Origin of the sequence: Burkholderia sp. BCC1998, assembly GCF_905339875.1 — a bacterium.
Classification (GTDB): domain Bacteria; phylum Pseudomonadota; class Gammaproteobacteria; order Burkholderiales; family Burkholderiaceae; genus Burkholderia.
This window is the reverse complement of the sequence record NZ_CAJPHE010000005.1, coordinates 1-24,859: the sequence shown is the minus strand read 5'-3', so window position 1 is coordinate 24,859 and position 24,859 is coordinate 1. Positions and strand designations below refer to the sequence as shown.

Below are 24,859 nucleotides of genomic sequence, written 5' to 3'. Positions count from 1 at the left end.
GCGAATCGGTGCGATGCGCGACGATGCGAGCGAACGTGTTTGCCGACGACGATCGGGCCTCGCCTTCGAAAATTGATCAGTGGATTGAGCGTGCGGGCGCGTCAACCTTCATACATTCGTCCCGGCTTCGACGGATCTTCATCCACCGCCCGACGCTCACCTTCTGCCAGAAGCGGCCACGTCATTTCTCCCGTCACGATCGCCCCGCGAGCTGCACCGCCGGCCACGAATCGAACGATATCGACGATCTGGCCGCGCTGTTAGCGCCCTTTTGGTGACCCAGGGTGCCAAGTCTGCTTGAGGTTCGAGCGTCCACGCCACAGCGCACATACTGCGAGCAGTTGCTGCGACGGCTACCGATACTCGTCAAGTCGTGTGTAAGACGCTACGGACGGCAGACGTCGATGTGCGCTCGCTCGCGCGATGGGAGAGAAGCGGTTCAGGATGCGTTGATGCTCGCCGGATCAGAACTGCCAATCCTGCTGGTGCATGAATTCTTCGAGATCGATGCATGGAATCTCGAAATGCGCGCATACGTTGGGTATCTTCGCTGCATGCGGCTTGGGCGCCAGCCCGTCGCCCGCGCGCAGCCATCCCTCTTCGGTCACGACCGTCCCTTGACGAACCCTGGCGCAGGCAATGACGAACGGATCGGCGACCGGTGTGCCCTTGAGACGCTGCTGCTGCCCGATCAATGCCTGAAAATGCCTGATCTTCAAAATCGCCGCGACGAACCGGAGTTCATCCGCATTCGGCGTGGTGAACAGGGATCGATTGCTCCGCACCCACGCCAATACATCCGCGCTCACGGCTTGTCGCTCGATCTCGTTCAACACTTCTCTCGTGGAGATCAGTCGACGCTGCCCCACGAGCCTCTCGATACCATCCCAGATACTCCGGAACACACGCGGATAGAAATGCTGCAGCGATCGAATGGAACTGGTGTCGAACACATAGATCATGCACCCGCCCCGTGAAGAACACGCGCTTCAAATCCCGCGAAGCTCTTCGGCTTGATCCCCAGAAAGTCCGCTGCTTGCTCGAGCGTGATCTGATGCCGGTAGTGACGACCGACGACTTCTCGCGCAAAGCGGTCGCTCAGATATGCGCCTTGATTCGCGTAGTAGCTACCGCCCGTCGCTTCTCTGCGCTGCGCCGACCAGATCGCCGCCTTGCGCTTGTAGAACGCTTGACTGACTCGCCCCTGGTCGAGCATGCGCCGCAGCACGGCCTCTCGACTCACCCCGAAATAGCCGGCCAGTTCGGCAAACGCCTCCTCGGACGCGGATTCAGCGTCGGCGGGAAACCCGGCCACGAGACGATCGAATGCCGTGTGCGGAATCAATACATCCGCTGCTATCGCGTTGCAGAATCGCTCGATTTTCCTCTCGGCCTGCGGAAGCGCGTCGATATAGCCGGAATCGAGCTTGCTCAGGCCGTTCATGCCCAGGAGCAGGTGCGCCAGTTCGTGCAGAAGACTGAATATCTGACGCGTCTTCGTCGTACTGTTGTTGAGATAAATGATCGGGAACGCATCATCCATCAAGCAAAACCCTGAAATCTCACGCTGCCTGAATGCCGACTTGAAGACAAAAATGCCCGCGTCCTCGATGGCTTTTCGCCATTGCTTGAGCGCGAGATCGTCATTACGCCAGGACGCTTGTTCCTCGAGCGTGATGCCGAGCGCATCACGAATCCGCTCCGCCTGCTGCGATACGGACTCCGATAGCGAGAGCGACAAGGATTTCCAGATCATGTCGGCCGCGGGATTGCGCTCGCCGAACACCTCCCTGAGCGATAGCTGAAACGCCTGCGCCTGCCGGATCTGCAGATAAGTATCGCGGGTAAGCGACTGCATATCCGCGTCCGGCAGCGTCCGAAATTCACGTTGGGGCACTTTCTCCTCGGGCGGAGCCGGAAGAAAGAAGACCGCAAGCGGCCTCTTGAAGACCTGATACGCGAGCTTTTCGAGCTGAGCATAGGTCGGCGCTCCCGCGCCCGCCTCCCAACCGGCAACCTCGGCCGACGGGATGCGAAGCATGGTCGCGACTTCGTCGATCGACAGTCCGACCGTTTCTCTCGCCCAACGCAACACCTCGGGCTGAACGCCTTCGACAGGTTCTCGTTTCATCCTTGCTTCTCTATCGATTCAAGAGGCCAACATCAGCAGCATGACGGATACGTGCGTCGCTCGCCACCGACACGCTCGGCGTGCACAAAACGCTCGCGCCGGACAGGGCCCGGAACGCCGCCCGCACAGGCGCTTCGAATCCATTTTAAATCATGAAGTTACAAGTTCGAGCGGCGGCGGCGCGCGAGAAAAGGCACCGAATCTCGACCGACGCTTCGCGCAGTAGCGACGCTCGCAATGTCGCCAATCGTGAAGTGCGAGCCACCGGGCCGTATCCTGATTTTGCGGATCGAACGACATAGCGAGTATCCTAACGAACAGCCGCATGCCGACGAACCGTCCGTCATTCGGCCTCGTCCACAACGTCGGCTTATCACCGACACCAACCGCGGTCACACCACCGATGGACTTCGACGTAATCGTTCTGGGCGCGGGCATCGTCGGCGTCTCCGCCGCGCTTCACCTGCAGGATCGCGGCCGCAAGGTCGCCCTCGTTGACCGCGGCGCGCCCGGCGAAGGCACGAGCTTCGGCAACGCGGGGCTGATCGAACGCTCGTCGGTCGAGCCGTATCCGTTCCCGCGCAGCCCGTTCACGCTGATGCGCTACGCGCTGAACCGCTCCACCGATCTCTACTGGCACAGCACGTCGCTGCCCGCGTTCGCGCCGTGGCTCGCGCGGTTCTGGTGGGAATCGGCGCCGCTGCGTCACGCGGCGGCCTCGCGCGACATGCTGCCGCTGATCGAGCGCTGCATCGTCGAGCACGACGCGCTGATCGCACGCGCCGGCGCCACCGAGCTGATCCGCGCGAGCGGCTGGATGGAAGCGTTCCGCACGCCGGCCGCGTTCGAACGCGCCGTCGCCGATGCGGGACTCACCGCGCGCCGCCACGGGCTCGGCATCACGCCGCTCGATGCCGCGACACTGCGCGCGCAGGAACCGAGCCTCGCGCCCGGCTTCTGCGGCGCGCTGCACTGGCTCGATCCGAAAAGCGTCGTCGATCCGTCCGCGCTCGTCAAAACCTACGCGCAACTCTTCGTGCAAGGCGGCGGCACGCTGCTCACCGGCGATGCGGCGAGCCTCGACGCGCTGTCGCCCGGCTGGCAGGTCACGACGGACGACGGCAAGATCGCCGCGCCGGCCGTGGTCGTCGCGCTCGGCCCGTGGTCCGACACGGTGTTCGGCAAGTTCGGCTACAAGATTCCGCTGCGCGAGAAGCGCGGCTATCACATGCACTACGCGCCGTCCGAACGCGGCGCGCCGTCGGCGCCGATCGTCGATCGCGAATACGGCTACGTGATCGCGCCGATGCGGCGCGGCTTGCGGCTGACCACCGGCGTCGAGATCGCCCGGCGCGGCCTGCCGCCGACCGGCGTACAGCTCGAGCGCGCGGAACGCGTCGCGCGCCCGGTGTTCGGCTTCGGCGAACGGCTCGACCCGCAGCCGTGGCTCGGCTTCCGGCCGTGCACGCCCGACATGCGGCCGGTGATCGGCCCCGCGCCCGCGCATCGCGGGCTGTGGTTCTCGTTCGGGCACAACCATCACGGGCTCACGCTCGGCCCCGTCTCCGGCCGCCTGCTGGCCGAGATGATGACGGGCGAAGCGCCGTTCACCGACCCGACGCCCTACCGCGCCGACCGCTTCTGATTGCGCTCGCCCGCGCTCAGTCGAGCGCGCGGCCGAAGATCCGGATCACCTCGTCGAGATGCTCGGCCATCGCACGGCGCGCGGCCTCCGGGTCGCGCGCGCGGATCGCGTCGAGGATCGCGCGGTGTTCGAGCTCCGACCGGTGCGGCATGTCGTTCGGCATGTACAGCGACTGCAGCCGCTGGAACATCAGGTCGTACTTGTGCGCGAGCAGCTGCTTGATCATCAGCGCATAAGCCGGGTTGTCGCTCGCTTCCGCGATACGGATATGGAACAGCCGGTCGCCCGGATGCGTGAGCGAGCCGCTGCGGTTGTCTTCCTGGTTGCGCAGGAACGCCGCGTGAATCCCTTCTATCTGCGCATCCGAACCGTGCTTCGCGGCGAGCGACGCGGCTTCCGGCTCGATCAGCCGGCGCGCCTGCAGCAGCGCGAACGGCGGGATTTCGGTATCGAGGTCGAGCGCGATGCCCAGCTCGGGATCGATCTCGACGACCGGGAACGGCGCAACCTTCGTATCGGGCCGCGGCTCCGGCGCGGCCGCCGCCTCGGGTTGGCGCACCTTCACGCCGTCGCCGACACGCACGCTGACGAGCCCGCTGACTTCGAGCGCGATCAGCGCCTCGCGCACCGACGTGCGCGACACGCCGAACTGCTCGGCCAGTTCGCGCTCGGGCGGCAGGTAGCTGCCCGGCGGGAAGTCGCCGGACTCGATCATCGCGCTGAGCTTGTCGGCGATCTGCTGGTAGAGGCGGCGGTTCTGAATCGGCTGGATGGACATACGTTGATACAGGTAAGCGATTGCATTGCGGACGGTCTGACGAATGGCGCACGCGCGTCGGGCCGTTCGCGCCTATTTTATATGCCGGGCTTCGAATCGCCCGGCAGCGCATAGCAACGCGCGGCCGTGCCGCCCCACAGCGCGTTGCGCTCGGCCGCCGACAACCGCGCTTCGGCCCAGCGCTCGACCAGCGACGCCACTTCGTCATACGACGCCGCGAGCAGGCACACGGGCCAGTCCGACCCGAACATCAGCCGCTGCGGGCCGAACGCGTCGAGCGCCGCGTCGAGGCATTGCTCGATGTGCCGGATGTCCTGCCCGCGCAGGCCGCGCCGCCAGTCCGTCTCGGTCACGAGCCCCGACAGCTTGCACACGACGTGCGGCAGCGCGCCCAGCTCGCGCAACCCGGCACGCCAGCGGGCGAGCGCAGCGCCATCGCGGTGGAATTCGGCGAGCGGCGGCTTGCCGGCATGATCGAGCACGAGCCAGTGCGCATCGTGCCGCGCGCAGAACGCGCGCACGTCGGGCAACTGGCGCTCGAACACGAGCACGTCGTACACATAGCCGTTCGCCTGCAGCCACGCGACACCGCGATTGAACGCGGGATCCGCGACGAACGCGCCGACGTCGGCTTCGTCCTGCACCTGGTGACGAAAGCCGCGCAGCTTCGGGCTGCGCCATTCGGCGATGCGCTCGGCGAGTTCCGGCGCACCGAGATCCTCCCAGCCGACCACCGCCGCGATGTGCGCGTCGTCGCGGGCGAGATCGAGCAGGAACGCCGTCTCGTCGCGCCCGGCGCGCGCCTGCACCGCGATCGACGCGCCGAGCGCCTGCGCGTGCATCTGCGGCCATAGCGCGTCGGGCAGGTAGTCGCGGGCGAGCACATCCATGCCGGGGCCGATCCACGGATAGTCGGCCGCGCGGTAACGCCAGAAGTGCTGGTGGGAATCGATACGCACTGCGCCCATGGTGTCCTCGTGATTCACCGTTGCCCGCCGCGTCACGTCGCGCTCAGTCGTACAGCACCGCCGTGATTTTCGGGTCGTCGATATTGGTCTTGTCGTACCAGTAGAAACCGGTATCGATGACCTTCGGCAGCTTCTCGCCCTTGGTCGCCTTCACGGCCGCCTCGACCGTCTTGTAGCCGATCCCGACCGGGTTCTGCGTGATCGCGCCGGCCATCAGCCCGCTGCGGATCGCGTCCTTCTGCTGCTTGCCGGAATCGTAGCCGATGATCACGACCTTGCGCTTCATCTCGCGCACGCCGTTCACCACGCCGATCGCCGAGCCTTCGTTGGTGCCGAACAGGCCCTTGAGCTTCGGATACGCCTGCAGGATCGACTTCGTCACTTCGGTCGACTTCAGCTGATCGCCCTCGCCATACTGCACGGTCACGACCTGCACCTTCGGGTGCGCGGACTTCATCCGTTCGAGAAAGCCGTCGCGGCGGTCGATGCCCGTGCGGCTCGTCTGGTCGTGCGCGACCACGGCCACCTCGCCTTCGTCGCCGATCAGCGCGGCGAGCTTGTCGGCGGCGAGCGCGGCGGCGGCCTTGTTGTTGGTCGCGGCGGTCGTCACCGGGATGTCGCTGTCGACACCCGAGTCGAACGCGATCACCGGAATCTTCTCGGCCTGCGCCTTCTTCAGGAGCGGCAGCGCGGCCTTGCTGTCGAGTGCCGCGAAGCCGAGCGCGGCCGGCTTCTTCGCGATCGCGGCGGACAGCATGTCGATCTGCTTGTCGACCATCGCCTCGGTTTCGGGGCCTTCGAACGTCACCTTCACCTTGTAGTCCTTCGCCGCCTGCATCGCGCCCGCCTTCACGGCCTGCCAGAACTGATGCTGGAAGCCCTTCGAGATCAGCGGGATGTAGGATTCCTGCGCCTGCGCACCGGCCGTCACGCCGACGGCGAACGTCAGCCCGACGATCGCGTTCAACACCTTGCTCCTGATCACTTCGCGTCTCCTTGGTTGGTATCGACTGAAATGCCGGCCCGGCCGGCGGTGAAGCGCCTGTGTGTTCGTGTTCGTGCGCGCACGCGTCAGCGGCGGCGCCTGCGCAGGATGTCCACGTAGACGGCGAGGATGATGATCACGCCCGTCACGACCGTCTGCCATTCCTGCGCGACCGACATGATGCGCAGGCCGTTGGTCAGCACGCTCATGATGAACGCGCCGATGATGGTGCCGACGATGCTGCCCGCGCCGCCCGACAGCGACGTGCCGCCGATCACGACGGCCGCGATCGCATCGAGCTCGTAGCCCTGCCCGAGCGCGGGCTGCGCGGAATTCAGCCGCGACGCGATCAGGAGTCCTGCGATCCCGCACACCGCGCCGCTGAACGTGTAGACGGCGATCTTCCACGCATCGACATTCACGCCGGACAGCCGCAGCGCTTCCTCGTTGCTGCCGAGCGCGAACGTGTAGCGGCCGAAGATCGTCCGGTTCAGCACGATCGACGCACCGACCGCGACGAGGAACAGGATCAGCACCGCGTTCGGGATCGGCAGCGCGGGAACCAGGCTGCCGATCAGCGAATCCTGCGCGATCGACGTGAAGCCCGGCGTGTCGTTGAAGTAGATCGGCCGCGTGCCCGAGATCACGAGCGACAGCCCCTTGAGCAGCATCATCATGCCGAGCGTCGCGATGAACGGCGGCACCTTCATCTTCGCGATCACGAAGCCCGACACGCTGCCCGACAGCGCGCCGAACAACAACGCGGCCAGGATCCCGAGCGGCAGCGGCATGCCCCACTTCGTCAGCACGACGCCGGCCATCACCGCGCAGAAGGTCATCAGCGTGCCGACCGACAGGTCGATGCCCGACGTGATGATCACGTAGGTACACGCGACGGCCAGCACACCGTTCACGGCGGTGGCCTGCAGGATCGTCACGAGGTTGTCGACTTCGAGGAAGTTCGGCGACGCGAAGCTGAAGAACACGATCAGCAGCACGAGGCTTGCGAACGCGAGCAGCTTCTGCCGCGCGGCCGGGTTGAAGAAGCGAGCACGGAGGCCCGCTGCGCCGGCCGGCGTGTCGCCGGTGGCAAGAGGCGGAACGGGATGCGTATCGTTGGACATGATCGGGTAAGCGTCGGAATCAGGACAATACGGTCGACTCGCGCTGCGTCGCGAGCTGCATGATCTTTTCCTGCGTGGCGTCGGCCGCGCGCAATTCGCCGGTCACGCGCCCTTCGCACATCACGAGGATCCGGTGGCTCATGCGAAGCACCTCGGGCAACTCCGACGAGATCATCACGATCGCCTTGCCGTCGGCGGCGAGCGCGTCGAGCAGCTTGTAGATCTCGCTTTTCGCGCCGACGTCGATGCCGCGGGTCGGCTCGTCGAAGAACAGGATGTCGCAGTCGCGCAGCAGCCACTTCGCGATCACGATCTTCTGCTGGTTGCCGCCCGACAGGAGCCGCGCCGGCTGCGCGACGGACGGCGTGCGGATCGCGAGCTGGCGCACGTACGACTGCGCGGTGTCGCGCATCCCGCGCGCATCGAGGAACAGGCCGCGGCGCACGAAGCGCCGCATGCTCGACAGCGCAATGTTGTTCTGCACGTCCATCCCGACCGCGAGCCCGAAGTGCTTGCGGTCCTCCGAGAGATAACCGATCCCGTGCCTGACCGCGTCGGCCGGCGTGCGGATCGTCACGGTCCTGCCGTGCACGCGGATCTCGCCCGCGTCGACCGGGTCCGCGCCGAACACCGCACGCGCGACCTCGGTGCGGCCCGCGCCCATCAGCCCGGCAAAGCCGAGGATCTCGCCGCGCCGCAACGTGAAGCCGACATCGCGGATCGCGCGGCCGCGCGACAGCCCGCGCACCTCGAGCGCGACTGCGTTGGCCGACGTATCGGGCGGCGTTCGGAACGTCGCATCGAGCTGGCGGCCGACCATCATCGCGATGATCGCTTCCATCGACGTATCCGCCATCGGCACGGTCGCGACGTACTTGCCGTCGCGCATCACCGTCACGCGATCGGCGATCTGGCGCAGCTCGTCCATCTTGTGCGAGATGTAGACGATGCCGACGCCGTGCGCGCGCAGGTCGCCGATGATGCGGAACAGCTCGGCGATTTCCGCGTTGTTCAGCGCGGCGGTCGGTTCATCCATGATCAGCACGCGCGAGTCGAACGACAGCGCCTTCGCGATCTCGACCATCTGCTGCTTCGCGACCGTCAGCCGGCCGACCGGTGTGCGCGGATCGAGATCGAGCCGCATCCGCGCGAAGATCGCGGCCGCGTCGCGGTTGAGCTTCTCTTCGTCGACGAACACGCCGAAGCGGCCGCGCGGCTCGCGGCCGATGAAGATGTTCTGCGCGACGCTCAGGTGGTTCATCAGGTTCAGTTCCTGATGGATGATGCCGATCCCGAGCGCCTGCGCGGCGCGCGGATCGTCGATGTCCACCGCGCGGCCGTCGATCCGGATCTCGCCTTCGTCCTTCTGATAGACGCCGGCGAGAATCTTCATCAGCGTCGACTTGCCCGCGCCGTTCTCGCCCATCAGCGCATGCACTTCGCCGGCGCGCAGGTCGAAGCGGCAATCGTCGAGCGCCAGCACGCCCGGAAAGCGCTTGCTGACGCCGGTCAGCTCGATCAGCGCCGCGGGCGTGAGGGTCGTCGGGTTCGGATCGGGTTGCATGGCTGGCCGCCCTCAGCCGATCGCGCGATCGAGATGCGTATAACCGCCATCGACGAACAGCCACTGGCCCGTCGTGTGCGATGCGCGCGCCGACAGCAGGAACACGGCCGTGTCGGCAATCTCGTCGGCGGTCGTGAAGCGCTTGCCGAGCGGCACCTTGCCGGCGATTTCCGCGAGCTTCGCTTCCGGGTCGTCGAAACCGGCGATCCAGTTCTGGTAAAGCGGCGTCATCACCTCGGCCGGGATCACCGCGTTCACGCGCACGCCGTCGTCGCGCAGTGCGACCGCCCATTCGCGCGTGAGCGCGAGCTGCGCGCCCTTCGATGCGCAATAGCCGCTCGTGTTGCCCTGGCCAGTGACCGCCGTCTTCGACGAGATGTTGACGATCGCGCCGCGCGTCGCCTTCAGGTGCGGCACGCAGTAATGCGCCATCACGTAGTAGTGGATCAGGTTGCGTTCGAGCGATGCGACGAACGCGTCGCGCCCGGCATCGAGCCCAACGCTGTCGTTGATGCCCGCGTTGTTGACGAGGCCGTCGATGCGGCCGAAGCGCGCGAGGGTCTGCGCGACTGCGTCGCGGCATTGCGCGTCGTCCTGCAGCTCGACGGACACGCACGCGGCGCGCGGCTGCTTCTGCGCGAGCGCGCGCCAGAAGCCGTCATCCGGCGTGTGGCGCGCGAACACCACCGGAATCGCGCCTTCGCCGGCAAGCCGCATCGAGATCGCGGCGCCGATGCCCGACGCGCCGCCGGTCACGATCACGACCTTGTCTTGCAGATTCAAATCCACTTCGCGTCTCCGTCGTTCATGTTGTCGCCGCGCGCAGGCCATGCGCGGGTCATCCGTGCGCCGTCGTGCTGCGTGCTGCGTGCTTCAGCCGCGGAACCGGTACTGCTCGAGCGATGCGGGCTTCATCTCGATCGAGAAACCGGGTGCCGTCGGCGGCATGTACGCCGCGCCGCGCACGACACAGGGCTCGACGAAATGCTCGTGCAGGTGATCGACGTATTCGGTCACGCGCCCTTCCTTCGTGCCGGCAATGCACACGTAGTCGATCATCGACAGATGCTGCACGTATTCGCACAGCCCGACGCCGCCCGCATGCGGACACACCGGCAACCCGTACTTCGCGGCCAGCAGCATCACCGCGAGTATCTCGTTCACGCCGCCGAGCCGGCACGCGTCGATCTGCACGACGTCGATCGCGCCGCGCGCGATGAACTGCTTGAACATCACGCGGTTCTGGCACATCTCGCCGGTCGCGACCTGCACCGGCGCGATCGCCTCGCGGATCTTGCGATGCCCTTCGACGTCGTCGGGGCTCGTCGGCTCCTCGATGAACCACGGTTTCGCGAACGCCAGCTCGCGCACCCAGTCGATCGCCTCGTCGACTTCCCACACCTGGTTCGCGTCGATCATCAGCTTGCGGTCCGAGCCGATCACCTCGCGTGCGATCGTCACGCGGCGGATGTCGTCCTCCAGGTTCGCGCCGACCTTCAGCTTCACGTAATCGAACCCGGCGTCTACCGCTTCGTGACACAACCGGCGCAGCTTGTCGTCGCTGTAGCCGAGCCAGCCGGCCGACGTCGTGTAGCACGGGTAGCCTTCGCGCTCGAGCGTCGCGATCCGCGCGGCCTTCCCCGGCGCCTGCCGTCGCAGCAGGTCGAGCGCTTCGTCCGGCGTCAGGCAGTCGGTCAGGTAGCGGAAGTCGATCGCGCGCACGATCTCCTCGGGGCTCATGTCGGCGACGAGCCGCCACAGCGGTTTGCCGACGGCCTTCGCCCACAAATCCCACACCGCGTTCACGACGGCGCCCGTCGCCAGATGAATCGCGCCCTTGTCGGGGCCGATCCAGCGCAACTGGCTGTCCGAGGTCACGTGCCGCCAGAAGCGGCCCATGTCCTCGCGGATCCAGTCGAGGTCGAGGCCGACGACGAGGTGACGCATCGCGTCGATCGCCGCGCAGCAGATTTCGTTGCCGCGCCCGATGGTGAACGTGAGCCCGTGGCCTTCGAGCCCGTCGCGGTCGGTTTCGAGCACGACGTACGCGGCCGAATAATCGGGGTCCGGATTCATCGCATCGGAACCGTCGAGCTGGCGCGAGGTCGGGAAGCGCACGTCGAGGACGCGCATCGATCGAATGATAGGCATGGCGAACCGTCCGGGAAAGGGTTTCAGGCCTGCACGGTGCGCTGGCGCTGCTCGCCGAGCCCGTCGATGCCGAGCGTGATCACCTGCCCGGCGCGCAGATAGACGGGCGGCTTCTGCCCGAGGCCCACGCCCGGCGGCGTGCCGGTCGAGATCACGTCGCCCGGCTGCAGGCTCATGAAGCGGCTCAGGTAGCTGATCAGGTGCGGCACACGGAACACCATCGTCGCGGTCGTGCCGTTCTGGTAGCGGTGGCCGTCCACTTCCAGCCACAGCCGCAGCGCGTGCGGATCGGGCACTTCGTCGGCCGTCACGAGCCACGGGCCGAGCGGGCCGAACGTATCGTTGCCCTTGCCCTTGTCCCACGTGCCGCCGCGTTCGAGCTGGTACTCGCGCTCCGACACGTCGTTCACCACGCAGTAGCCGGCGACGTGCGACAGCGCGTCGGCTTCGTCGATATAGCGGCCGCCCCGGCCGATCACGACGCCCAGCTCGACTTCCCAGTCGGTCTTCTCCGAGCCGCGCGGGATCTCGACGTCGTCGTTCGGCCCCGAGATCGCGCTCGTCCACTTGCCGAACACGACCGGCTCCTTCGGGACGTCCATCCCCGATTCGGCCGCGTGGTCGGAATAGTTGAGCCCGATACAGATGAACTTGCCGACGCGGCCGACGCACGCGCCGAGCCGCGGCGTGCCTTCGACGAGCGGCAGCGACGCCGGGTCGAGCTCGCGCAGCCGCGCGAGCGACGCGGGTGCGAGCGCGTCGCCGGCGACGTCGTCGATCACGCCCGACAGGTCGCGGATCCTGCCCTGCGCATCGAGCAGGCCCGGCTTTTCATGGTGTTTGTCGCCAAATCTCAGCAGTTTCATGTGGTGTGGGCGGAAATGGAAAGTGAGTGGAAGGGCGCGGTCAGTTCGACGCGGTCGGCTAGACGCGGTCAGTTCGACCAGCCGCCATCGATCAGGTGAATCGCGCCGGTCGTGAACGACGCTTCGTCGGACGCGAGATACAGCGCGAGCGCGGCCACTTCGTCCGCGGTGCCGATACGGCCCATCGGCTGACGCGCGACGAACGCCTGGCGCACGGTGTCGGTCGACACCTGGCGCGTGCGCGCCTGCTCGGCGATCCGCTGCTCCAGCGACGGCGACTCGATCGTGCCCGGGCAGATCGCGTTGCAGCGGATGCGCTGCTCGACGAAATCGGCAGCCACCGACTTGGTCAGGCCGATCACGGCCGCCTTGGTCGTGCCGTAGACGAAGCGGTTCGGCACGCCCTTCACGCTCGACGCGGCCGACGCCATGTTGACGATCGACGCGCCGCCCGCAGCCAGCATCGCCGGCAGCAGCGCGCGGATCAGCCGGTACATCGACGTGACGTTCAGATTCAGCGAGAACGCCCACGCGGCGTCGTCGCAGTCGAGGATCGAGCCGTGGTGCACGAAGCCCGCGCAGTTGAACAGCACGTCGAACGCGCGCTCCTGCGCGGCGAGTGCGGCGATGTCGCCCGCATCGGTCACGTCGAGCCGCCGCGTGGCTAGCCGGCCGCCCGCGCGTTCGGCGTCGGCCGCGAGTTGCGCGAGCGCGGCTTCGTTGATGTCGGTCGCCAGCACGTCGGCCCCCTCGCTTGCGAACCGCAGCGCGGTCGCGCGGCCGATACCCTGCCCGGCCGCCGTCACCAGCGCGTGCTTGCCCTGCAATCTCATGAGCACCTCTCCCGAAGAAGCCGGCCGGGCCGGCTGATTGGCACAAAGGACTAAAGGTCCAGCCAATCATAGGAACAGATTCCGGATTTGTCACGTTCGCGTGATTCAGTATTTTCCCGAGCGGGAGAATCGGGCGGAAGGCGCTGCGGCGGGCTTCGATTACCGTATTTTTCAGGTTCCGCCGATCGGCCGCGTATCGCGCAAAGCCAATACCGGTGGGCGTTTGCGCGATCCCCGAGCGCCGGAGTCGCGCCGTCGCCACGGCGAAACTGACAAAAAAGTCATGTTCCCGTCAGGGTGTCAACGGCCGGCGCGCGCGATCATGGTGTTACCGGACCGCGCTTCCCGGACGCCGCACCCCGCCCGTCTCCGATCCCTGACGGGCGTCTCCGTCCCCCGCGGTGTCCACGTGACTGAGCGAGCAGACACGGGGGCGCGGGCCGATTTTCCGCCCCGGGCGTGCGCGTCCGGGGCGCTTTTGTCGTTGGCTTTTTCACGAAAATGCGCGTCGATTGTTTCTGATTCGGCAAAAGGTAATTTGAGCCAGACAGGATGTTTTTTCCGGTCACAGACGCTTACATTTAGCGCACCACTCATGGAAACCGCTACGGATTCGCCCTCGGGTAGTGACATCCACTGCCACGGCCGAAACCGCACGAGCTTTAGGAAACGGCAAATGAAGGCCTCCAAATCCCTGCCTGTGCTCGATCCCGCCGACGTCCACGTCGAAATTCTGGAACGCTCCGATACGCTGCTCGTCGTCCGCTGGGTCGAACCCGGCCGCTGTCACTACGGCGAACAGCGCTGGCGCCGCCGCTTCGCGCAGCGCACCGGTACCTGCGCGCTGTCGCGCCAGGTCATCCAGCGCGGCGACGAAGTATTCCGCCCGGCCGAGCGCCCGGCACCCGCGAATGCGGCGGCAATGATCTCCGCCGCCGAAGTGCTCGCGCTGGCCGGCAGCCGGTAACGCCCACACCGGCCACCCGTGCCGGGGCCCGCGGCGTGATGCGCTTGCGCGCCCTAGAAGCGCCGGTCTAATTCCCCCGCTTGTCTGTCCCGCCCGCGCGGACTATCGTTACACCACTCAATGTAACGATTGCGCGTCGTGGCGCACCGCCACGCCGATGGAGGCAGACATGCATGCATGGAGCGCGCGCCACGTCCCGGCGCAAGGCGGCAAGGTCGCGGTCGTGACCGGCGCCAACAGCGGCCTCGGCTGGCACATCGCGGAAACGCTGGCCGCCAAGGGCGCGACGGTCGTGATGGGCTGCCGCGATGCCGCGCGCGCCGCGCAGGCCGCCGCTGCGATTCACCGGCTCCATCCCGCCGCACGGGTCGAAGTCGATCCGCTCGACCTCGCCGATCTCGCGTCGATCCAGCGCTTCGCCGCCAACGTCGCCGACCGCCACGGCCGCGTCGACATCCTCTGCAACAACGCCGGCGTGATGTTCCTGCCGCTGCGACACACGCACGACGGCTTCGAGATGCAGTTCGGCACCAACCACCTCGGCCATTTCGCGCTGACCGGCCATCTGCTGCCCGCGCTGCGCGCCGCCCGGCGCGCGCGCGTCGTGACGATGTCGAGCGGCTTCAACCGCGGCGGCCGGATCCGGGTCGACGACCTGCGCGCCGAGCACCGTTACAACCGTTATCTCGCCTACTGCGACAGCAAACTCGCGAACCTGGTGTTCGCGCTCGAGTTGCAGCGCCGCTTCCAGCGCGCGGGGTTCGCGGGAATCAGCGTCGCCGCGCATCCCGGCTACGCGGCAACCAACCTGCAGTTCGCGGGCCCCGCGATGGACAGTTCGCCCACGCGCGCCGCGCTGATGCGCGCGGCGAACCGTTATCTCGCGCAACCGGCCGAGCAGGGTGCGTTGCCCGCGATTCATGCGGCGACGTCGCCCGACCTCGCCGGGGGCTCGTACATCGGGCCGTCCGGCTGGCTCGAGTCGCGCGGCTTGCCGGCACCGGCGAGCGTGCCGCGCGCGGCACGCGACGCGGCCCTCGCGGCACTGCTGTGGGAGGCGTCCGAAGCCGCGACGGGCGTGCGTTTCCTGAGTTCGGGCGCGCCCGCCGGCCGGCCGCCCGCCAAGCCGTTCGACGCGGCCGCCGAGGCGCGCTGAATGCGGTGCGCGTCGGGCCACATTCTTCATACTTATTGCGCTTACGGAAACGAAAGCCGGATGAAAGCATGATCCGGCGTCCCACTGTTACCGCCTTGGAAACAATCTATCGTCAAAACCAGCGTTTACCCTGAACGACCCGGTGACTAAGATTTAGTCAATCGCTGCAGACATGGTGTCGCAAGCGAACCCAATAAAACACCGGAGGTCATCATGAAATCGCTCGTTTCCGCAGTTGTTGCCGCTGTCGCCCTGTCCGCTTCGTTCGGCGCTTTCGCACAAAGCACCGTGACCCGCGCGCAAGTCCGCAACGAACTGGTTCAGCTCGAACAAGCCGGCTACAAGCCGGGCGTGTCGAGCCCGTACTACCCGAACGACATCCAGTCGGCGGAAGCGCGCGTTCATGGTGCCGACGCCAGCGGCTACGGCGCGCAACCGGCTCCGGTCGTCCACTCGGGCGCCCCGGCTGCCGCAACGTCGTCGAACGCACGCGACTCGGTCTTCTTCGGCCAGTAAGCCGACGCGCCCCCGGCGGGCGCACCGCGCATCGCGCGATGAAGAAGCTGGATCCGGACGAGCCCCTCATGCGGGCTCGTCTTTTTTTGTGAAACGCATACCTCCGCCGCCCGGCAGCGGGTGGCTTCGCCCGGGCGCGTTGCGTCCGGGCGCTTTTTCCCCGGCGAGGTATGCGTAACGAAGTCGAATGCGGCAGCCGACTGCGGAAGTCGAATGCGCCGATCAGCGCCCGGCGGCAGCCGCGGGCAGCGCACGCGACAGCACACGCCAGCGCGACAGCAGTTCGTCGCGATCGACGTAGCAGCCCTGCAGATGCCGGCGGCCCGTCGACGGATCGAACTCGGTGCGCGCATGCAGCACGCGCCGGTTGTCGAACGCCCACATGTCGCCCGCCCGCAGCCGGCGCTGTACACGGAAACGCGGCTCGCGCGCGAGCGCGAGAAACCGCCGGTACGCGCGGTAGACGGCCGCGACCGCGCCGGCCGGCGCATCGAGCGGCCCGCGCAGGAAGTTCGCGACGCGCACCTCGGTCACGTTGCCGCGCGCATCGAGCCCGATCACCGGCGCCGAACAGCGGTAGTCGCTGTTCGCACTCTTGTTCCAGAACTCGAACGGTGTCGACGCAAGTTGCGTGAAATCGTCCGGATATTCGTGCCGCAGCGCATCCGCGAGCGCGAAGCCGTCGAGAAACACGCTGTCTCCGCCCGTTGCGTCGTTCGCGAGGCAGTGCAGGAACTGCACGCCCGGCTGCAATTCACGCGTCGGCAGGTCGGTGTGCGGCGGCAGGTTCAGCGACGTATAGGCATTGCTGTCCGGCCGCGGCTTCGATTCGACATCGAACAGCACGCCGAAATTGCTTTCGCGGATCAGGCCGACACGCCGCGCGATCTGGTCGACCCGGCCGGGTTCGGCCGGCACGCCCTCGACGAGCGTCAGCCCGGTGCGCTGCAACGCGGCGAGCCAGGCGAGCAACGCGCCGTCGTCCTCCATCACGTCACGCCACGCGAACACGCCGATCGCCGTCGCATCGTCGCCGGTCCACACGTGCCGCCCGTGCGCGGCCTGACGTTCCGCGCGGGACGCATCGTCGTAAGCATGCGCGCGCAACCATCCCGGCGACCAGGCGCTGCGATGCCCGTCGTTCCACTCGACGTGCAGCGCGCCGTCGGTTTCGACATGCACGACGAGCGCCGACAGATCCTCGCGCGCATCGGCGATCTCGAACACCTGTTCGCGCGTGAGCGCATGCACGCACGCGGAGCACGCGCAGTTGTCGCGCAACCAGTCGAAGTGAAACGGCGATCGTCGCGTGTCGCTCCACTCGACGTTCACCGCACCCTCGCCGATCGTCGCCGCCGCAATGGCCGCGTCGGCGGAAAAGGTCCGCCAGTCCTCGATACGGTGTTGCGCTGCCTGCATCGTTGCCTCCCGGAAAACGCCCGCTACGCGTGTGGTGCGAGCAGAAACCCGCCGATCATCCGGTGCATCCGCGCCGCCTGCGGGCTCGTTCCGAGCGCGCGCCAGCAGCCGTGCACCAGCCCCTCTCCCATCCAGTAACGCGCGGCGCCGCCGGCCGCGAGAATGTGTTCGACATAGACGCGCGCATCGTCGCGCAGCGGATCGTGTTCCGCGCCGATCGCGAGCACGGGCGGCAGCCCGTCGAAACGCGCCGCCGCGAGCGGCACCGAGGCGCGCAGCAGCGGATCGTCATCGCTCGGCGCATCGTCGCCTTCACTGCCCCAGTACAACGCGCGATAGCGATGGACGTCGTCGAGCGTCAGCATCGGCGCGTGTGCCTCGGTTTCGCGCGCCGGTAATTGCGGTTCGAAGCCGAGCATCGGATAGACGAGCGCGATCCCGTCGATGCCGCCTTCGCCCGCATCGCGCAGCGCGGTCGCGACGGCGGCCGCGAGGTTGCCGCCGGCACTGTCGCCGGCGAGCGTCAGCGGTCGCGCGCACGCGTCGAACGGCCAGCGCGCTGCGTCGCGTGCGGCGCGCGTGACGGCCAGGCAATCGTCGAGCGCGGCCGGCGCGCGATGCTCGGGCGCGAGCCGGTAGTCGACCGCGATCACGGCAAGCCCCGTGTCGGCCGCCAGTTGCGCGGTGATCAACGCATGACTGTCGAGCGAGCCGACGACGAAGCCGCCGCCATGAAAGAACAGCACGGTGCCGCGCGGCTCGCCCTGTGCGGGCGCGTAGCGCCGCAGCGCGATCGCGTGTCCGTCCGGTGCATGCCACACCGCATCGTGCCGGACGATGCCGGCCGGCAGTTCGGCGGGCGTCCATGCGGCCGCGAAGCGATCGTAGACGCGGCGTTGCTCGTCGGCCGAGCGCGCCGCTGCGTCGGCCGGATACCACGCGTCGACGGCCGCGACGAACGCCGCGATTTCCGGTTCGAGCATCGTGTGCGCTCCGCGGTCCAGGGTTGAACGTCGACGCTAGCGGCGCGGCGGCAGTCCGATCACGCGGCCTGCATACGCAGGGGCCGCGCAATCGCGCTGCACCGCATGCAGTTCGGCCACGCGCGCGGCGACGTCGTCGTCGAACGGCGCCGATTTCGCGCCGTCGCGCGTGTCGACGTGCAGCAGCATCTGCTCGCTCGCCGACACCGCGCCGTCGTGCCCATCGGCGAACAGTTCGAGATACAGGTGCAGCCGCTTCGCGTCGTGCGCGAGCACCCGCGCATCGACGCGCACGCGCGTGCCCTCCTTGATCTCCTGCAGATAGTTCACGTGCGCTTCGAGCGTGTAGACCGAGCGGCCCCGCTCGCGACGCGCGGCGTCGTCGAGACCGATGCGGTCCAGCAGCGCATCGGTCGCGAAGCTGAAGATCAGCAGATAGAACGCGTCGCGCAGATGGCCGTTGTAGTCGACCCATTCGGGCCGCACGACGTCGCGGTAGATCGTCAGCGGGGTATCGCCTGTCATGTTCGTTCAGTCCTCGAATCGCATTCCGTGCCGCGCCTTCACCGCGGCGATCGCCTTCAGCACCTCGGTGATGCACTCGTCGCGGTAGCGTTCGAGTTCCTTGATGCTGCGCGTGCCCTGCTGCTCGCTCGTGCCTTCGACGACGCTGTCGATCAGTGCATCGGTCAGCTTCGGCGCGACCAGCTTCGTCCATGGCAGTTCGAGCGCGGGGCCGAACTGCTGCATGAAGTGTCGCATGCCCGCGTCGCCGCCGGCCAGCGTGTAGGTCAGGAACGTGCCCATGAACGACCAGCGGATGCCCGCGCCGAAGCGGATCGCATCGTCGATCTCGCCGGTCGTCGCGACGCCCTCGTTGACGAGATGCAGCGCCTCGCGCCACAGCGCTTCGAGCAGCCGGTCCGCGATGAAGCCCGGCACTTCCTTGCGCACGTGCAGCGGCCGCATGCCGAGCTTGCGATAGATCTCCATCGCCGCCTCGACCGCTTCCGGCGAGGTGCGCGCGCCGCCGAGCACCTCGACGAGCGGCAGCAGGTAGACCGGATTGAACGGATGCCCGACCACGCAGCGCTCCGGATGCGTCGCACGCGCATAGAAGTCGGTCGGCAGCAGCCCCGACGTCGACGATGCGATGATCGCGTCGGGCTTCGCCGCGCGGCTGATCTGTTCGTGCAGCTCGAGCTTCAGCGCCTCGCGCTCGGGTGCGCTTTCCTGGATGAAGTCCGCGTCGGCGACGCAGGCCTCGATCGTCGACTCGAAGCGCAGCCGCGCGGGATCGGCGCCCGGCGCGAGGCCGACGCGCTCGAGCGCGGGCCATGCATTCGCGACGCTCGCGCGCAAGCGCGCTTCCGCGCCCGGCGCGGGATCCCACACGACCACGTCCAGACCATGCGCGAGCGCACGGCAAATCCATCCGCTGCCGATCACGCCGGTGCCGATCGCGGCGAACGTCTTGATGTCGGTCTTCACTGCCATGTCAACACATCCTTCAAATCGAGGAGAATCGGACGGCGGCGCACCCGTGCGCGCCGCCGCATTGAAGCGGAATCAGCGTTGAAACTCACGCGAACTCGGCCACCGCGCGGCGTTCGAGCAGGCGCTCGCCACGCGCCGGCAGGCCGAGCTTGCGACGCCCTTCGGCCGGCGTCAGCACGCGGCCGCCGAGCCGTTCGACGATTTCCCGCGCACGCTCGACGAGCGTGCCGTTGGTCGCGTGCACGCCGCGATCGAGCCAGATGTTGTCTTCAAGGCCCACGCGCACGTGGCCGCCGAGCAGCATCGCCTGCGCGACCATCGGCATCTGCATGCGGCCGATCCCGAAGCCGGCCCAGTGCGCGCCCGGCGGCAGGTTGTCGACCATCGCCTTCATCGTGCCGGTGTCGGCCGGCGCGCCCCACGGAATGCCGAGGCACAGCTGGAACAGCGGCGGATCGTCAAGGAGTCCTTCCTTCAGCAATTGCTTCGCGAACCACAGATGGCCCGTATCGAAGATTTCCAGTTCCGGCTTCACACCGAGTTCCTGGATGCGCTTGGCGCCGGCGCGCAGTTGCGCGGGCGTCGACACGTAGATGTAGTCGCCGTCGCCGAAATTCAGCGTGCCGCAGTCGAGCGTGCAGATTTCCGGCAGCAGTTCCTCGACGTGCGCGAGACGCGTGAGGCCGCCGACGAGATCGGTGCCCTTGCCGAAGCGCATCGGGTCTTCGCCCGGGCCGATCTCCAGATCGCCGCCCATGCCGGCCGTCAGGTTGATGATCACGTCGACGTCCGCCGAACGAATCCGGTCGACCACTTCGCGGTACAGGTTCGGGTCGCGGCTGCCGCGGCCCGTCTGCGGATCGCGCACGTGGCAGTGCGCCACCGTCGCGCCGGCCTTCGCGGCCTCGATCGCGGCGGCCGCGATTTCCTTCGGCGTGACCGGAATCGCCGGATGTTTGCCGACCGTATCGCCCGCGCCGGTGACCGCGCAGGTGATGATGACTTCGTGGTTCATGCTGAGTGCCCTCGTTTGCTTCGGTTCGTGTCGCTCGATTTCCGTCGTACTGCAGATGATTTTTCGCTGCGCGCCGCACGCTCGCCGCGCGTGCGGGCCGTTACAGGCCGAGATAGGCCTTCACGGCAGGCAGGCCGTCCTTGCCGTCGAACGTCTTGACGCCGGCGAGCCAGGCATCGAGCACCTGCGGATTCTTCTTCAGGTACGCCTTCGCGGCGTCGGCCGGCTTCGTCTTGTTCATCACCGACTGCATCAGCTGGTTTTCCAGCTGCGTCGTGAAACGCAGGTTCTCGACGAGCTTGCCCGCGTTCGGGCAGCGCGAGATGAAGTCGGGCGCCGTCAGCGTGTACACGCGCGCTTCGCCGTAGTTCGGGCCGAACGCCGCATCGCCGCCGGACAGGTAGTTCATGCTGATCTGGATGTTCATCGGATGCGGTTCCCAGCCGAGAAACACGACCCACTTCTTGTCGCGGATCGCGCGCTCGACCGTGACGAGCATCCCCGCCTCGCTCGATTCGACCAGCTTGAAGCCGCCGAGGCCGTACTGGTTCGTGTCGATCATCTTCTGGATCGTCGCGTTCGCGCTGCTGCCCGGCTCGATCCCGTAGATCTTGCCGTCGAGCTCCGCGCGATGCTTCGCGATGTCCTCGAAGGTCTTCAGGCCGGCCTGGTATTCGTAGCTCGGCACCGCGAGCGTCGCCTTCGCGCCCGACAGGTTCGGCGGTTCGACCACGTTGATCGACTTGCTGTCGAGGAACGGCTGGAGCTGCTTCTGCTGCACCGGCCACCAGTAGCCGAGCGAGATGTCCAGCTGCTTGCTCTTCAGGCCGGCGAACGAGATCGGCACCGATGCGATCGTCGTTGTCGGCTTGTAGCCGAGCCCTTCGAACACCGTCGACGCGAGCGCCGTGGTGGACGTGATGTCGGTCCAGCCGATATCCGCGAAGCGTACGTTGCGGCAAGTCGCGGCATCCGTTTCGGCCTGCGCCGCGGTCGCGAATGCGCCGGTCGCCAGCACGGCCGCGACGAACGCGGCGATCTTTGTCGACTTCATGGTTTCTCCCCTTCGGTTGGACCGATGTCCTGCGGATTCGCGGAGTGCGTCCCGGCCTGCATCGTGGGAGTAAAAGTAACGAGCCATATTCACCGCAAGACGACCGCCGGCGACCTGTTCTTGACTATTTGCGACTATGGGTGGAAACCACTATGCGCGGGGAGTGGCTTGTATGGCGGGGGTTTGGGGCAGATTTCGATGAGGAGGGGTTTGTCCGGATGCGGCGTCATGAGATGCCATGCGCGACAACCAGACAGGGTCGGTCAGGTCCGTGCGGCTGCAAGCGCGTTGCCGAAATGCTCCACGGCGCCGTCGAAGCGCGCCGCGCCGACGTCGAACACCCAGCGGCGCAGCGCGGGGGGCGTGGCAAGACCCAGCTCCGCGACCCGATACCCGGTGTCGATCGCGGCCAGCACGGCCTTCACCATCGCTTGGGGCATGCCTTCGGTGGCGGCGGCCGTCAGCCCGCCGTCGAGTATGCTCGGCGCAAAGGCCGCGCTTTCGACACCCTGCTGGATCGCCGTCCGCGCGGCCGTGGCGACGGCATCCGCGGTTCTTTCGATCGTCCAGCTTGCCGGATCGCCGAGCCCGACCAGCAACAAGGCACGCGCCGCGATGCCCGCGGGCGGATGGCTGATCCACAGCGTTTCCATCGGCGCGGCCAGAAAACGGCCCTCGCGCCGCAAGCCGGTGAGTGCCCCCGACAGTGCGAGATCGAGATGGCGTAACCCGCCGGTCGGGCCATCGCCCGTCGCCTCGCGGGCAAACATGCAGCCACAGGAAAGGTCGACCTGCGCGCCTACGCCATCCCATGCGGCGACCTCGAAGGCCACCTCCCGCCAACGACCGATATTTTGTCGAAGAACCAAATCGTCTCTCCCGCAAGATTGGAACAGGGTCCGGAGCGCAGCGCGCGCCCCGGTGTCCAGCGTTGCCCGTCTTCATCCACCTGCCCGGACCTGCACGGGCGCACGAGCAACCCGTCATCCGCGTACGCCGGTATCTGCGTTGCGCTTATTGCTTTGCGGCAAGACCAAACGCATAGAGCTTGTGACTCGTGCCGTCGTACGGCAGACCGAGTACCTTGGTGTGGTAGCCCGCGCCCCAGTACACCGACCCGTCGACGATGGCAGCGCCCGACACCACCGCGCCGTTGTTCTCGTAGCTCCACTTGATCTCGCCCGTCGCCGCATCGAGCGCATACATGCTCGCGCCCGTCCCGGCCAACGAGCCGGCATAGACGACCCCGTTTGCGGCCGACATCGCCACCGTGTCCATCTTGCCCTGCGGGTCGGCCGTGCGCCACAGCACCTTGCCGGTGGCGGCGTCGACCGCCGCCCAGATGCCGCCCTTGGTCGTCTTCTGGCCGTTCGGACCGTTGTCGACGTCGATCGATTTGCCGTCCAGGTTGCCGATCGAAACGTAGATGCGCTTGCCGTCGGCGGCCGTCCCCCACAGCATGCCGCCCAGCAGGCTGCCCGGGCCGACCTGCGTCTGCCAGACCACCTTGCCGGTCTTGGGATCGAGCGCCCAGTACACGCCGCTCTTCGCGCCTGCACCCACCAACGTCCTCTCCTTCCCATTGATGGTCGCCTTGAACAGGTTGGGCCCCGAGCCGAAATCGTAGTCCGGGCCGTCGTCGTGGTCGTAGTTGGTCGACATGTCGGCCGCCAACGTACGGGTATGCCAGACGATCCGGCCGGTCTTGAGGTCGAGCGCGACAAAGCTGTCGATCATGTTGGCAGGCGTATCGGGTTTGCAGTTCTTCTGGGTCGGGTAACGGCAGTGACCCGGCGGGACCGAGAAGTTGTTGCCCGTGGTCACGTAGAGCAGGCCGGTTTCATGATCGACCGCCGCCGTGTTGCCCCACACCGAGCCGCCGGTATATCCCTTCGGCACCATATAGGTCTTCCACAGCATCTTGCCGGTCTTGGCGTCGAGGGCGACCACCGCGCCGCGATAGGTCGGCTTGTCCTTGAGCGCCTCGGCACGCGACGAGAGGCCGACATACACCACGCCGCGATCGACGATCGGCGACTGGGTAATGATCGCGGTCGGATCCGAATCCACCTTGGTCCGCCACAGCGGCGCGCCATCGTCTGCCTTCGCTGCCAGCACGAACGCGCCGGTCGGGTTGTTCGCAACCTGGGTGCCCTGCCCGAAGATCAGCGTGCCTTCCCAGTAGGCCGGGCTGGTGCGCGACGCATCGTTGTCGATGCCGCTGTATTCGGTGATCTTCTTCTTCCACTTCACCTTGCCGCTGGCGGCATCGACCGCCCACAGCGAGCCGCCGAAGTCCGGCACATACACGGTGCCGTTGGCGACGGTCGGCGTGGCCGACACGTTGCCGTCGGTATCCAGCGTCCAGCGCGGCGCAAGCTGCGAGACGTTGTCGACGCCGATGACGCGCTCGTCCGGCGCGGTACGCGTGTTGTCGACACCCTGCCCGGCAAAGACCCAGTCTGCCGCCGCACCCGGGCCGCTTGCGATCATGCCGAACAGGGCAAGCGTTCCGATCATGGCCGGCGTACGCCGGCGCCACGAGGCAAGTCCGGCATGCTGCTTGTTGGATGTTTTCATGACATCACCTTACCGAGAGAAGAGTGACTGATGACCGGCCGAACCGAAACGGCCGCGGTGAAGAAAACTGGCGCGCCGGGGGCGACTGGAAGCGGCCGGGACGCCTGGCGATACCCAATCTGCGCGTGCTTTCCAAAGCGGGGGAAAAGATCGACATGGCCGGGATGAATCATTTGACGCAGCGTGAATATCGATACCCAAAGTTCGGTTGCGAAGCGCGAAACATAGGACCACTGCATGAAACCACCACACGCGCCGATGAAACATGCGCGCCCTTGACGACAGCGCGTGACGACGCGCGAACCCTGAAGCCGATGCACCGGCAGATCCGCCGCTCAGAACGTATGCATCATCCCCACATACGCGCCCGTCTGCGACTCGCCCGTCATCGGGCTCGTGCCCGAGGTCGCATCGCGCGGCGACGCGAGCAGCGAGAAGTTCGAATTCCCGCCGTTGTGCACGTACGCGACGGTGCCGTACAGGAACGTGCGCTTCGACAGGTTGTACGTCGTGCCGAGCACGTACATGATCGCGTGGCCCGACGGATCGTGCGACGCGTCGCCGCCGCCGTCGCCGACCTTCACGTAATACCCGCCGCCCGTCACCGCCCACTGCGGCGTGGCCGTG

General features: G+C 67.0%; 25 protein-coding genes and 1 pseudogene. 5 read left to right on the top strand and 21 right to left on the bottom strand.

The window, feature by feature from the left end:
• Positions 1 to 35 precede the first annotated feature (35 nt).
• Entirely contained in the window at positions 36 to 278 is a 243-nt protein-coding gene (locus U5A56_RS10795; protein ID WP_321922231.1) for a hypothetical protein, read from the top strand.
• A gap of 186 nt (positions 279 to 464) precedes the next feature.
• Here the strand turns inward: U5A56_RS10795 and U5A56_RS10790 are convergent, their stop codons facing one another.
• Together U5A56_RS10790 and U5A56_RS10785 are read right to left on the bottom strand one after the other, a co-directional pair.
• Positions 465 to 962 (bottom strand): PIN domain-containing protein, encoded by a 498-nt coding sequence (locus tag U5A56_RS10790; protein WP_321922229.1) that lies wholly within the window; start codon positions 960 to 962, stop codon positions 465 to 467.
• The gene (locus tag U5A56_RS10785; protein WP_321922227.1) at positions 959 to 2,131 is read right to left on the bottom strand and encodes an XRE family transcriptional regulator; all 1,173 of its coding nucleotides are present in this window, start codon (positions 2,129 to 2,131) and stop codon (positions 959 to 961) included. Before U5A56_RS10785 ends, U5A56_RS10790 begins: the two co-directional genes overlap by 4 nt.
• Before the next feature lie 403 nt (positions 2,132 to 2,534).
• On the opposite strand from U5A56_RS10785, the gene U5A56_RS10780 reads away from it, so the two are divergent.
• The gene (locus U5A56_RS10780) at positions 2,535 to 3,776 is read left to right on the top strand and encodes an NAD(P)/FAD-dependent oxidoreductase (protein WP_044847799.1); all 1,242 of its coding nucleotides are present in this window, start codon (positions 2,535 to 2,537) and stop codon (positions 3,774 to 3,776) included.
• A 16-nt stretch (positions 3,777 to 3,792) separates the two neighbouring features.
• Here the strand turns inward: U5A56_RS10780 and U5A56_RS10775 are convergent, their stop codons facing one another.
• The 9 genes from U5A56_RS10775 to U5A56_RS10735 form a co-directional block, all read right to left on the bottom strand.
• On the bottom strand, positions 3,793 to 4,554 hold the full coding sequence (locus tag U5A56_RS10775) for a FadR/GntR family transcriptional regulator (protein ID WP_044847798.1): 762 nt from the start codon (positions 4,552 to 4,554) through the stop codon (positions 3,793 to 3,795).
• A gap of 77 nt (positions 4,555 to 4,631) precedes the next feature.
• Positions 4,632 to 5,522 (bottom strand): amidohydrolase family protein, encoded by an 891-nt coding sequence (locus U5A56_RS10770; protein WP_044847797.1) that lies wholly within the window; start codon positions 5,520 to 5,522, stop codon positions 4,632 to 4,634.
• Between the two features lie 43 nt (positions 5,523 to 5,565).
• On the bottom strand, positions 5,566 to 6,507 hold the full coding sequence (locus U5A56_RS10765) for an ABC transporter substrate-binding protein (protein WP_044847796.1): 942 nt from the start codon (positions 6,505 to 6,507) through the stop codon (positions 5,566 to 5,568).
• 86 nt (positions 6,508 to 6,593) lie between these two features.
• Positions 6,594 to 7,631 (bottom strand): ABC transporter permease, encoded by a 1,038-nt coding sequence (locus tag U5A56_RS10760; protein WP_044847795.1) that lies wholly within the window; start codon positions 7,629 to 7,631, stop codon positions 6,594 to 6,596.
• Positions 7,632 to 7,650: 19 nt separating this feature from the next.
• Positions 7,651 to 9,195, bottom strand: a complete 1,545-nt coding sequence (locus tag U5A56_RS10755) for a sugar ABC transporter ATP-binding protein (RefSeq protein ID WP_321922224.1) — start codon at positions 9,193 to 9,195, stop codon at positions 7,651 to 7,653.
• 12 nt (positions 9,196 to 9,207) lie between these two features.
• Positions 9,208 to 9,984 carry an SDR family oxidoreductase gene (locus U5A56_RS10750; RefSeq protein WP_321922222.1) on the bottom strand — a complete coding sequence of 259 codons (777 nt, stop codon included), beginning with the start codon at positions 9,982 to 9,984 and terminating at the stop codon, positions 9,208 to 9,210.
• An 84-nt stretch (positions 9,985 to 10,068) separates the two neighbouring features.
• The gene (locus U5A56_RS10745; protein WP_321922220.1) at positions 10,069 to 11,346 is read right to left on the bottom strand and encodes an L-fuconate dehydratase; all 1,278 of its coding nucleotides are present in this window, start codon (positions 11,344 to 11,346) and stop codon (positions 10,069 to 10,071) included.
• 23 nt (positions 11,347 to 11,369) lie between these two features.
• Positions 11,370 to 12,212, bottom strand: coding sequence for an ureidoglycolate lyase (locus tag U5A56_RS10740; RefSeq protein WP_124485211.1), 843 nt, complete (start codon positions 12,210 to 12,212; stop codon positions 11,370 to 11,372).
• A 68-nt stretch (positions 12,213 to 12,280) separates the two neighbouring features.
• Complete coding sequence (locus U5A56_RS10735; RefSeq protein WP_321922217.1) at positions 12,281 to 13,045, bottom strand: SDR family oxidoreductase; 765 nt, start codon at positions 13,043 to 13,045, stop codon at positions 12,281 to 12,283.
• A 676-nt stretch (positions 13,046 to 13,721) separates the two neighbouring features.
• Between U5A56_RS10735 and U5A56_RS10730 the strand changes: the two genes are divergently transcribed.
• From U5A56_RS10730 to U5A56_RS10720, 3 genes are all read left to right on the top strand, one after another.
• Positions 13,722 to 14,012 carry a DUF3331 domain-containing protein gene (locus U5A56_RS10730; RefSeq protein ID WP_044847789.1) on the top strand — a complete coding sequence of 97 codons (291 nt, stop codon included), beginning with the start codon at positions 13,722 to 13,724 and terminating at the stop codon, positions 14,010 to 14,012.
• 169 nt (positions 14,013 to 14,181) lie between these two features.
• Positions 14,182 to 15,168 carry an oxidoreductase gene (locus U5A56_RS10725; protein WP_321922215.1) on the top strand — a complete coding sequence of 329 codons (987 nt, stop codon included), beginning with the start codon at positions 14,182 to 14,184 and terminating at the stop codon, positions 15,166 to 15,168.
• Positions 15,169 to 15,381: 213 nt separating this feature from the next.
• Positions 15,382 to 15,684 carry a DUF4148 domain-containing protein gene (locus U5A56_RS10720; RefSeq protein WP_044847788.1) on the top strand — a complete coding sequence of 101 codons (303 nt, stop codon included), beginning with the start codon at positions 15,382 to 15,384 and terminating at the stop codon, positions 15,682 to 15,684.
• Positions 15,685 to 15,906: 222 nt separating this feature from the next.
• On the opposite strand, the gene U5A56_RS10715 is transcribed toward U5A56_RS10720, so the two are convergent.
• The 10 genes and pseudogenes from U5A56_RS10715 to U5A56_RS10670 form a co-directional block, all read right to left on the bottom strand.
• Positions 15,907 to 17,103, bottom strand: a complete 1,197-nt coding sequence (locus U5A56_RS10715; RefSeq protein ID WP_044847787.1) for a TauD/TfdA family dioxygenase — start codon at positions 17,101 to 17,103, stop codon at positions 15,907 to 15,909.
• Positions 17,104 to 17,126: 23 nt separating this feature from the next.
• Positions 17,127 to 18,086, bottom strand: coding sequence for an alpha/beta hydrolase (locus U5A56_RS10710; protein WP_321922213.1), 960 nt, complete (start codon positions 18,084 to 18,086; stop codon positions 17,127 to 17,129).
• 36 nt (positions 18,087 to 18,122) lie between these two features.
• Complete coding sequence (locus U5A56_RS10705) at positions 18,123 to 18,611, bottom strand: thioesterase family protein (protein ID WP_044847785.1); 489 nt, start codon at positions 18,609 to 18,611, stop codon at positions 18,123 to 18,125.
• 6 nt (positions 18,612 to 18,617) lie between these two features.
• Positions 18,618 to 19,583, bottom strand: a complete 966-nt coding sequence (locus tag U5A56_RS10700) for an L-carnitine dehydrogenase (protein ID WP_321922210.1) — start codon at positions 19,581 to 19,583, stop codon at positions 18,618 to 18,620.
• Positions 19,584 to 19,668: 85 nt separating this feature from the next.
• Entirely contained in the window at positions 19,669 to 20,598 is a 930-nt protein-coding gene (locus U5A56_RS10695) for a 3-keto-5-aminohexanoate cleavage protein (protein WP_006484708.1), read from the bottom strand.
• A 100-nt stretch (positions 20,599 to 20,698) separates the two neighbouring features.
• Complete coding sequence (locus tag U5A56_RS10690) at positions 20,699 to 21,652, bottom strand: choline ABC transporter substrate-binding protein (protein ID WP_044847783.1); 954 nt, start codon at positions 21,650 to 21,652, stop codon at positions 20,699 to 20,701.
• 263 nt (positions 21,653 to 21,915) lie between these two features.
• On the bottom strand, positions 21,916 to 22,521 hold the full coding sequence (locus tag U5A56_RS10685; RefSeq protein WP_321922209.1) for a M17 family peptidase N-terminal domain-containing protein: 606 nt from the start codon (positions 22,519 to 22,521) through the stop codon (positions 21,916 to 21,918).
• A gap of 145 nt (positions 22,522 to 22,666) precedes the next feature.
• A complete protein-coding gene (locus U5A56_RS10680) occupies positions 22,667 to 24,232 on the bottom strand; it encodes a PQQ-binding-like beta-propeller repeat protein (RefSeq protein WP_321922207.1) in 1,566 nt (521 codons plus the stop codon).
• Positions 24,229 to 24,471, bottom strand: a complete 243-nt coding sequence (locus U5A56_RS10675; RefSeq protein ID WP_321922205.1) for a hypothetical protein — start codon at positions 24,469 to 24,471, stop codon at positions 24,229 to 24,231. The genes U5A56_RS10680 and U5A56_RS10675 overlap by 4 nt, the downstream gene beginning before the upstream one ends.
• A 96-nt stretch (positions 24,472 to 24,567) precedes the next feature.
• Positions 24,568 to 24,859 (bottom strand): annotated as a pseudogene (locus U5A56_RS10670) (porin); the annotation flags it as partial.

Coding starts and splice junctions, on each gene's coding strand:
- U5A56_RS10790 (WP_321922229.1), bottom strand. CDS start 962: ATGATCTATGTGTTCGACACCAGTTCCATTCGATCGCTGCAGCATTTC.
- U5A56_RS10785 (WP_321922227.1), bottom strand. CDS start 2,131: ATGAAACGAGAACCTGTCGAAGGCGTTCAGCCCGAGGTGTTGCGTTGG.
- U5A56_RS10780 (WP_044847799.1), top strand. CDS start 2,535: ATGGACTTCGACGTAATCGTTCTGGGCGCGGGCATCGTCGGCGTCTCC.
- U5A56_RS10775 (WP_044847798.1), bottom strand. CDS start 4,554: ATGTCCATCCAGCCGATTCAGAACCGCCGCCTCTACCAGCAGATCGCC.
- U5A56_RS10770 (WP_044847797.1), bottom strand. CDS start 5,522: ATGGGCGCAGTGCGTATCGATTCCCACCAGCACTTCTGGCGTTACCGC.
- U5A56_RS10760 (WP_044847795.1), bottom strand. CDS start 7,631: ATGTCCAACGATACGCATCCCGTTCCGCCTCTTGCCACCGGCGACACG.
- U5A56_RS10755 (WP_321922224.1), bottom strand. CDS start 9,195: ATGCAACCCGATCCGAACCCGACGACCCTCACGCCCGCGGCGCTGATC.
- U5A56_RS10745 (WP_321922220.1), bottom strand. CDS start 11,346: ATGCCTATCATTCGATCGATGCGCGTCCTCGACGTGCGCTTCCCGACC.
- U5A56_RS10740 (WP_124485211.1), bottom strand. CDS start 12,212: ATGAAACTGCTGAGATTTGGCGACAAACACCATGAAAAGCCGGGCCTG.
- U5A56_RS10735 (WP_321922217.1), bottom strand. CDS start 13,045: ATGAGATTGCAGGGCAAGCACGCGCTGGTGACGGCGGCCGGGCAGGGT.
- U5A56_RS10730 (WP_044847789.1), top strand. CDS start 13,722: ATGAAGGCCTCCAAATCCCTGCCTGTGCTCGATCCCGCCGACGTCCAC.
- U5A56_RS10725 (WP_321922215.1), top strand. CDS start 14,182: ATGCATGCATGGAGCGCGCGCCACGTCCCGGCGCAAGGCGGCAAGGTC.
- U5A56_RS10720 (WP_044847788.1), top strand. CDS start 15,382: ATGAAATCGCTCGTTTCCGCAGTTGTTGCCGCTGTCGCCCTGTCCGCT.
- U5A56_RS10715 (WP_044847787.1), bottom strand. CDS start 17,103: ATGCAGGCAGCGCAACACCGTATCGAGGACTGGCGGACCTTTTCCGCC.
- U5A56_RS10710 (WP_321922213.1), bottom strand. CDS start 18,086: ATGCTCGAACCGGAAATCGCGGCGTTCGTCGCGGCCGTCGACGCGTGG.
- U5A56_RS10705 (WP_044847785.1), bottom strand. CDS start 18,611: ATGACAGGCGATACCCCGCTGACGATCTACCGCGACGTCGTGCGGCCC.
- U5A56_RS10700 (WP_321922210.1), bottom strand. CDS start 19,583: ATGGCAGTGAAGACCGACATCAAGACGTTCGCCGCGATCGGCACCGGC.
- U5A56_RS10695 (WP_006484708.1), bottom strand. CDS start 20,598: ATGAACCACGAAGTCATCATCACCTGCGCGGTCACCGGCGCGGGCGAT.
- U5A56_RS10690 (WP_044847783.1), bottom strand. CDS start 21,652: ATGAAGTCGACAAAGATCGCCGCGTTCGTCGCGGCCGTGCTGGCGACC.
- U5A56_RS10680 (WP_321922207.1), bottom strand. CDS start 24,232: ATGAAAACATCCAACAAGCAGCATGCCGGACTTGCCTCGTGGCGCCGG.
- U5A56_RS10675 (WP_321922205.1), bottom strand. CDS start 24,471: ATGCAGTGGTCCTATGTTTCGCGCTTCGCAACCGAACTTTGGGTATCG.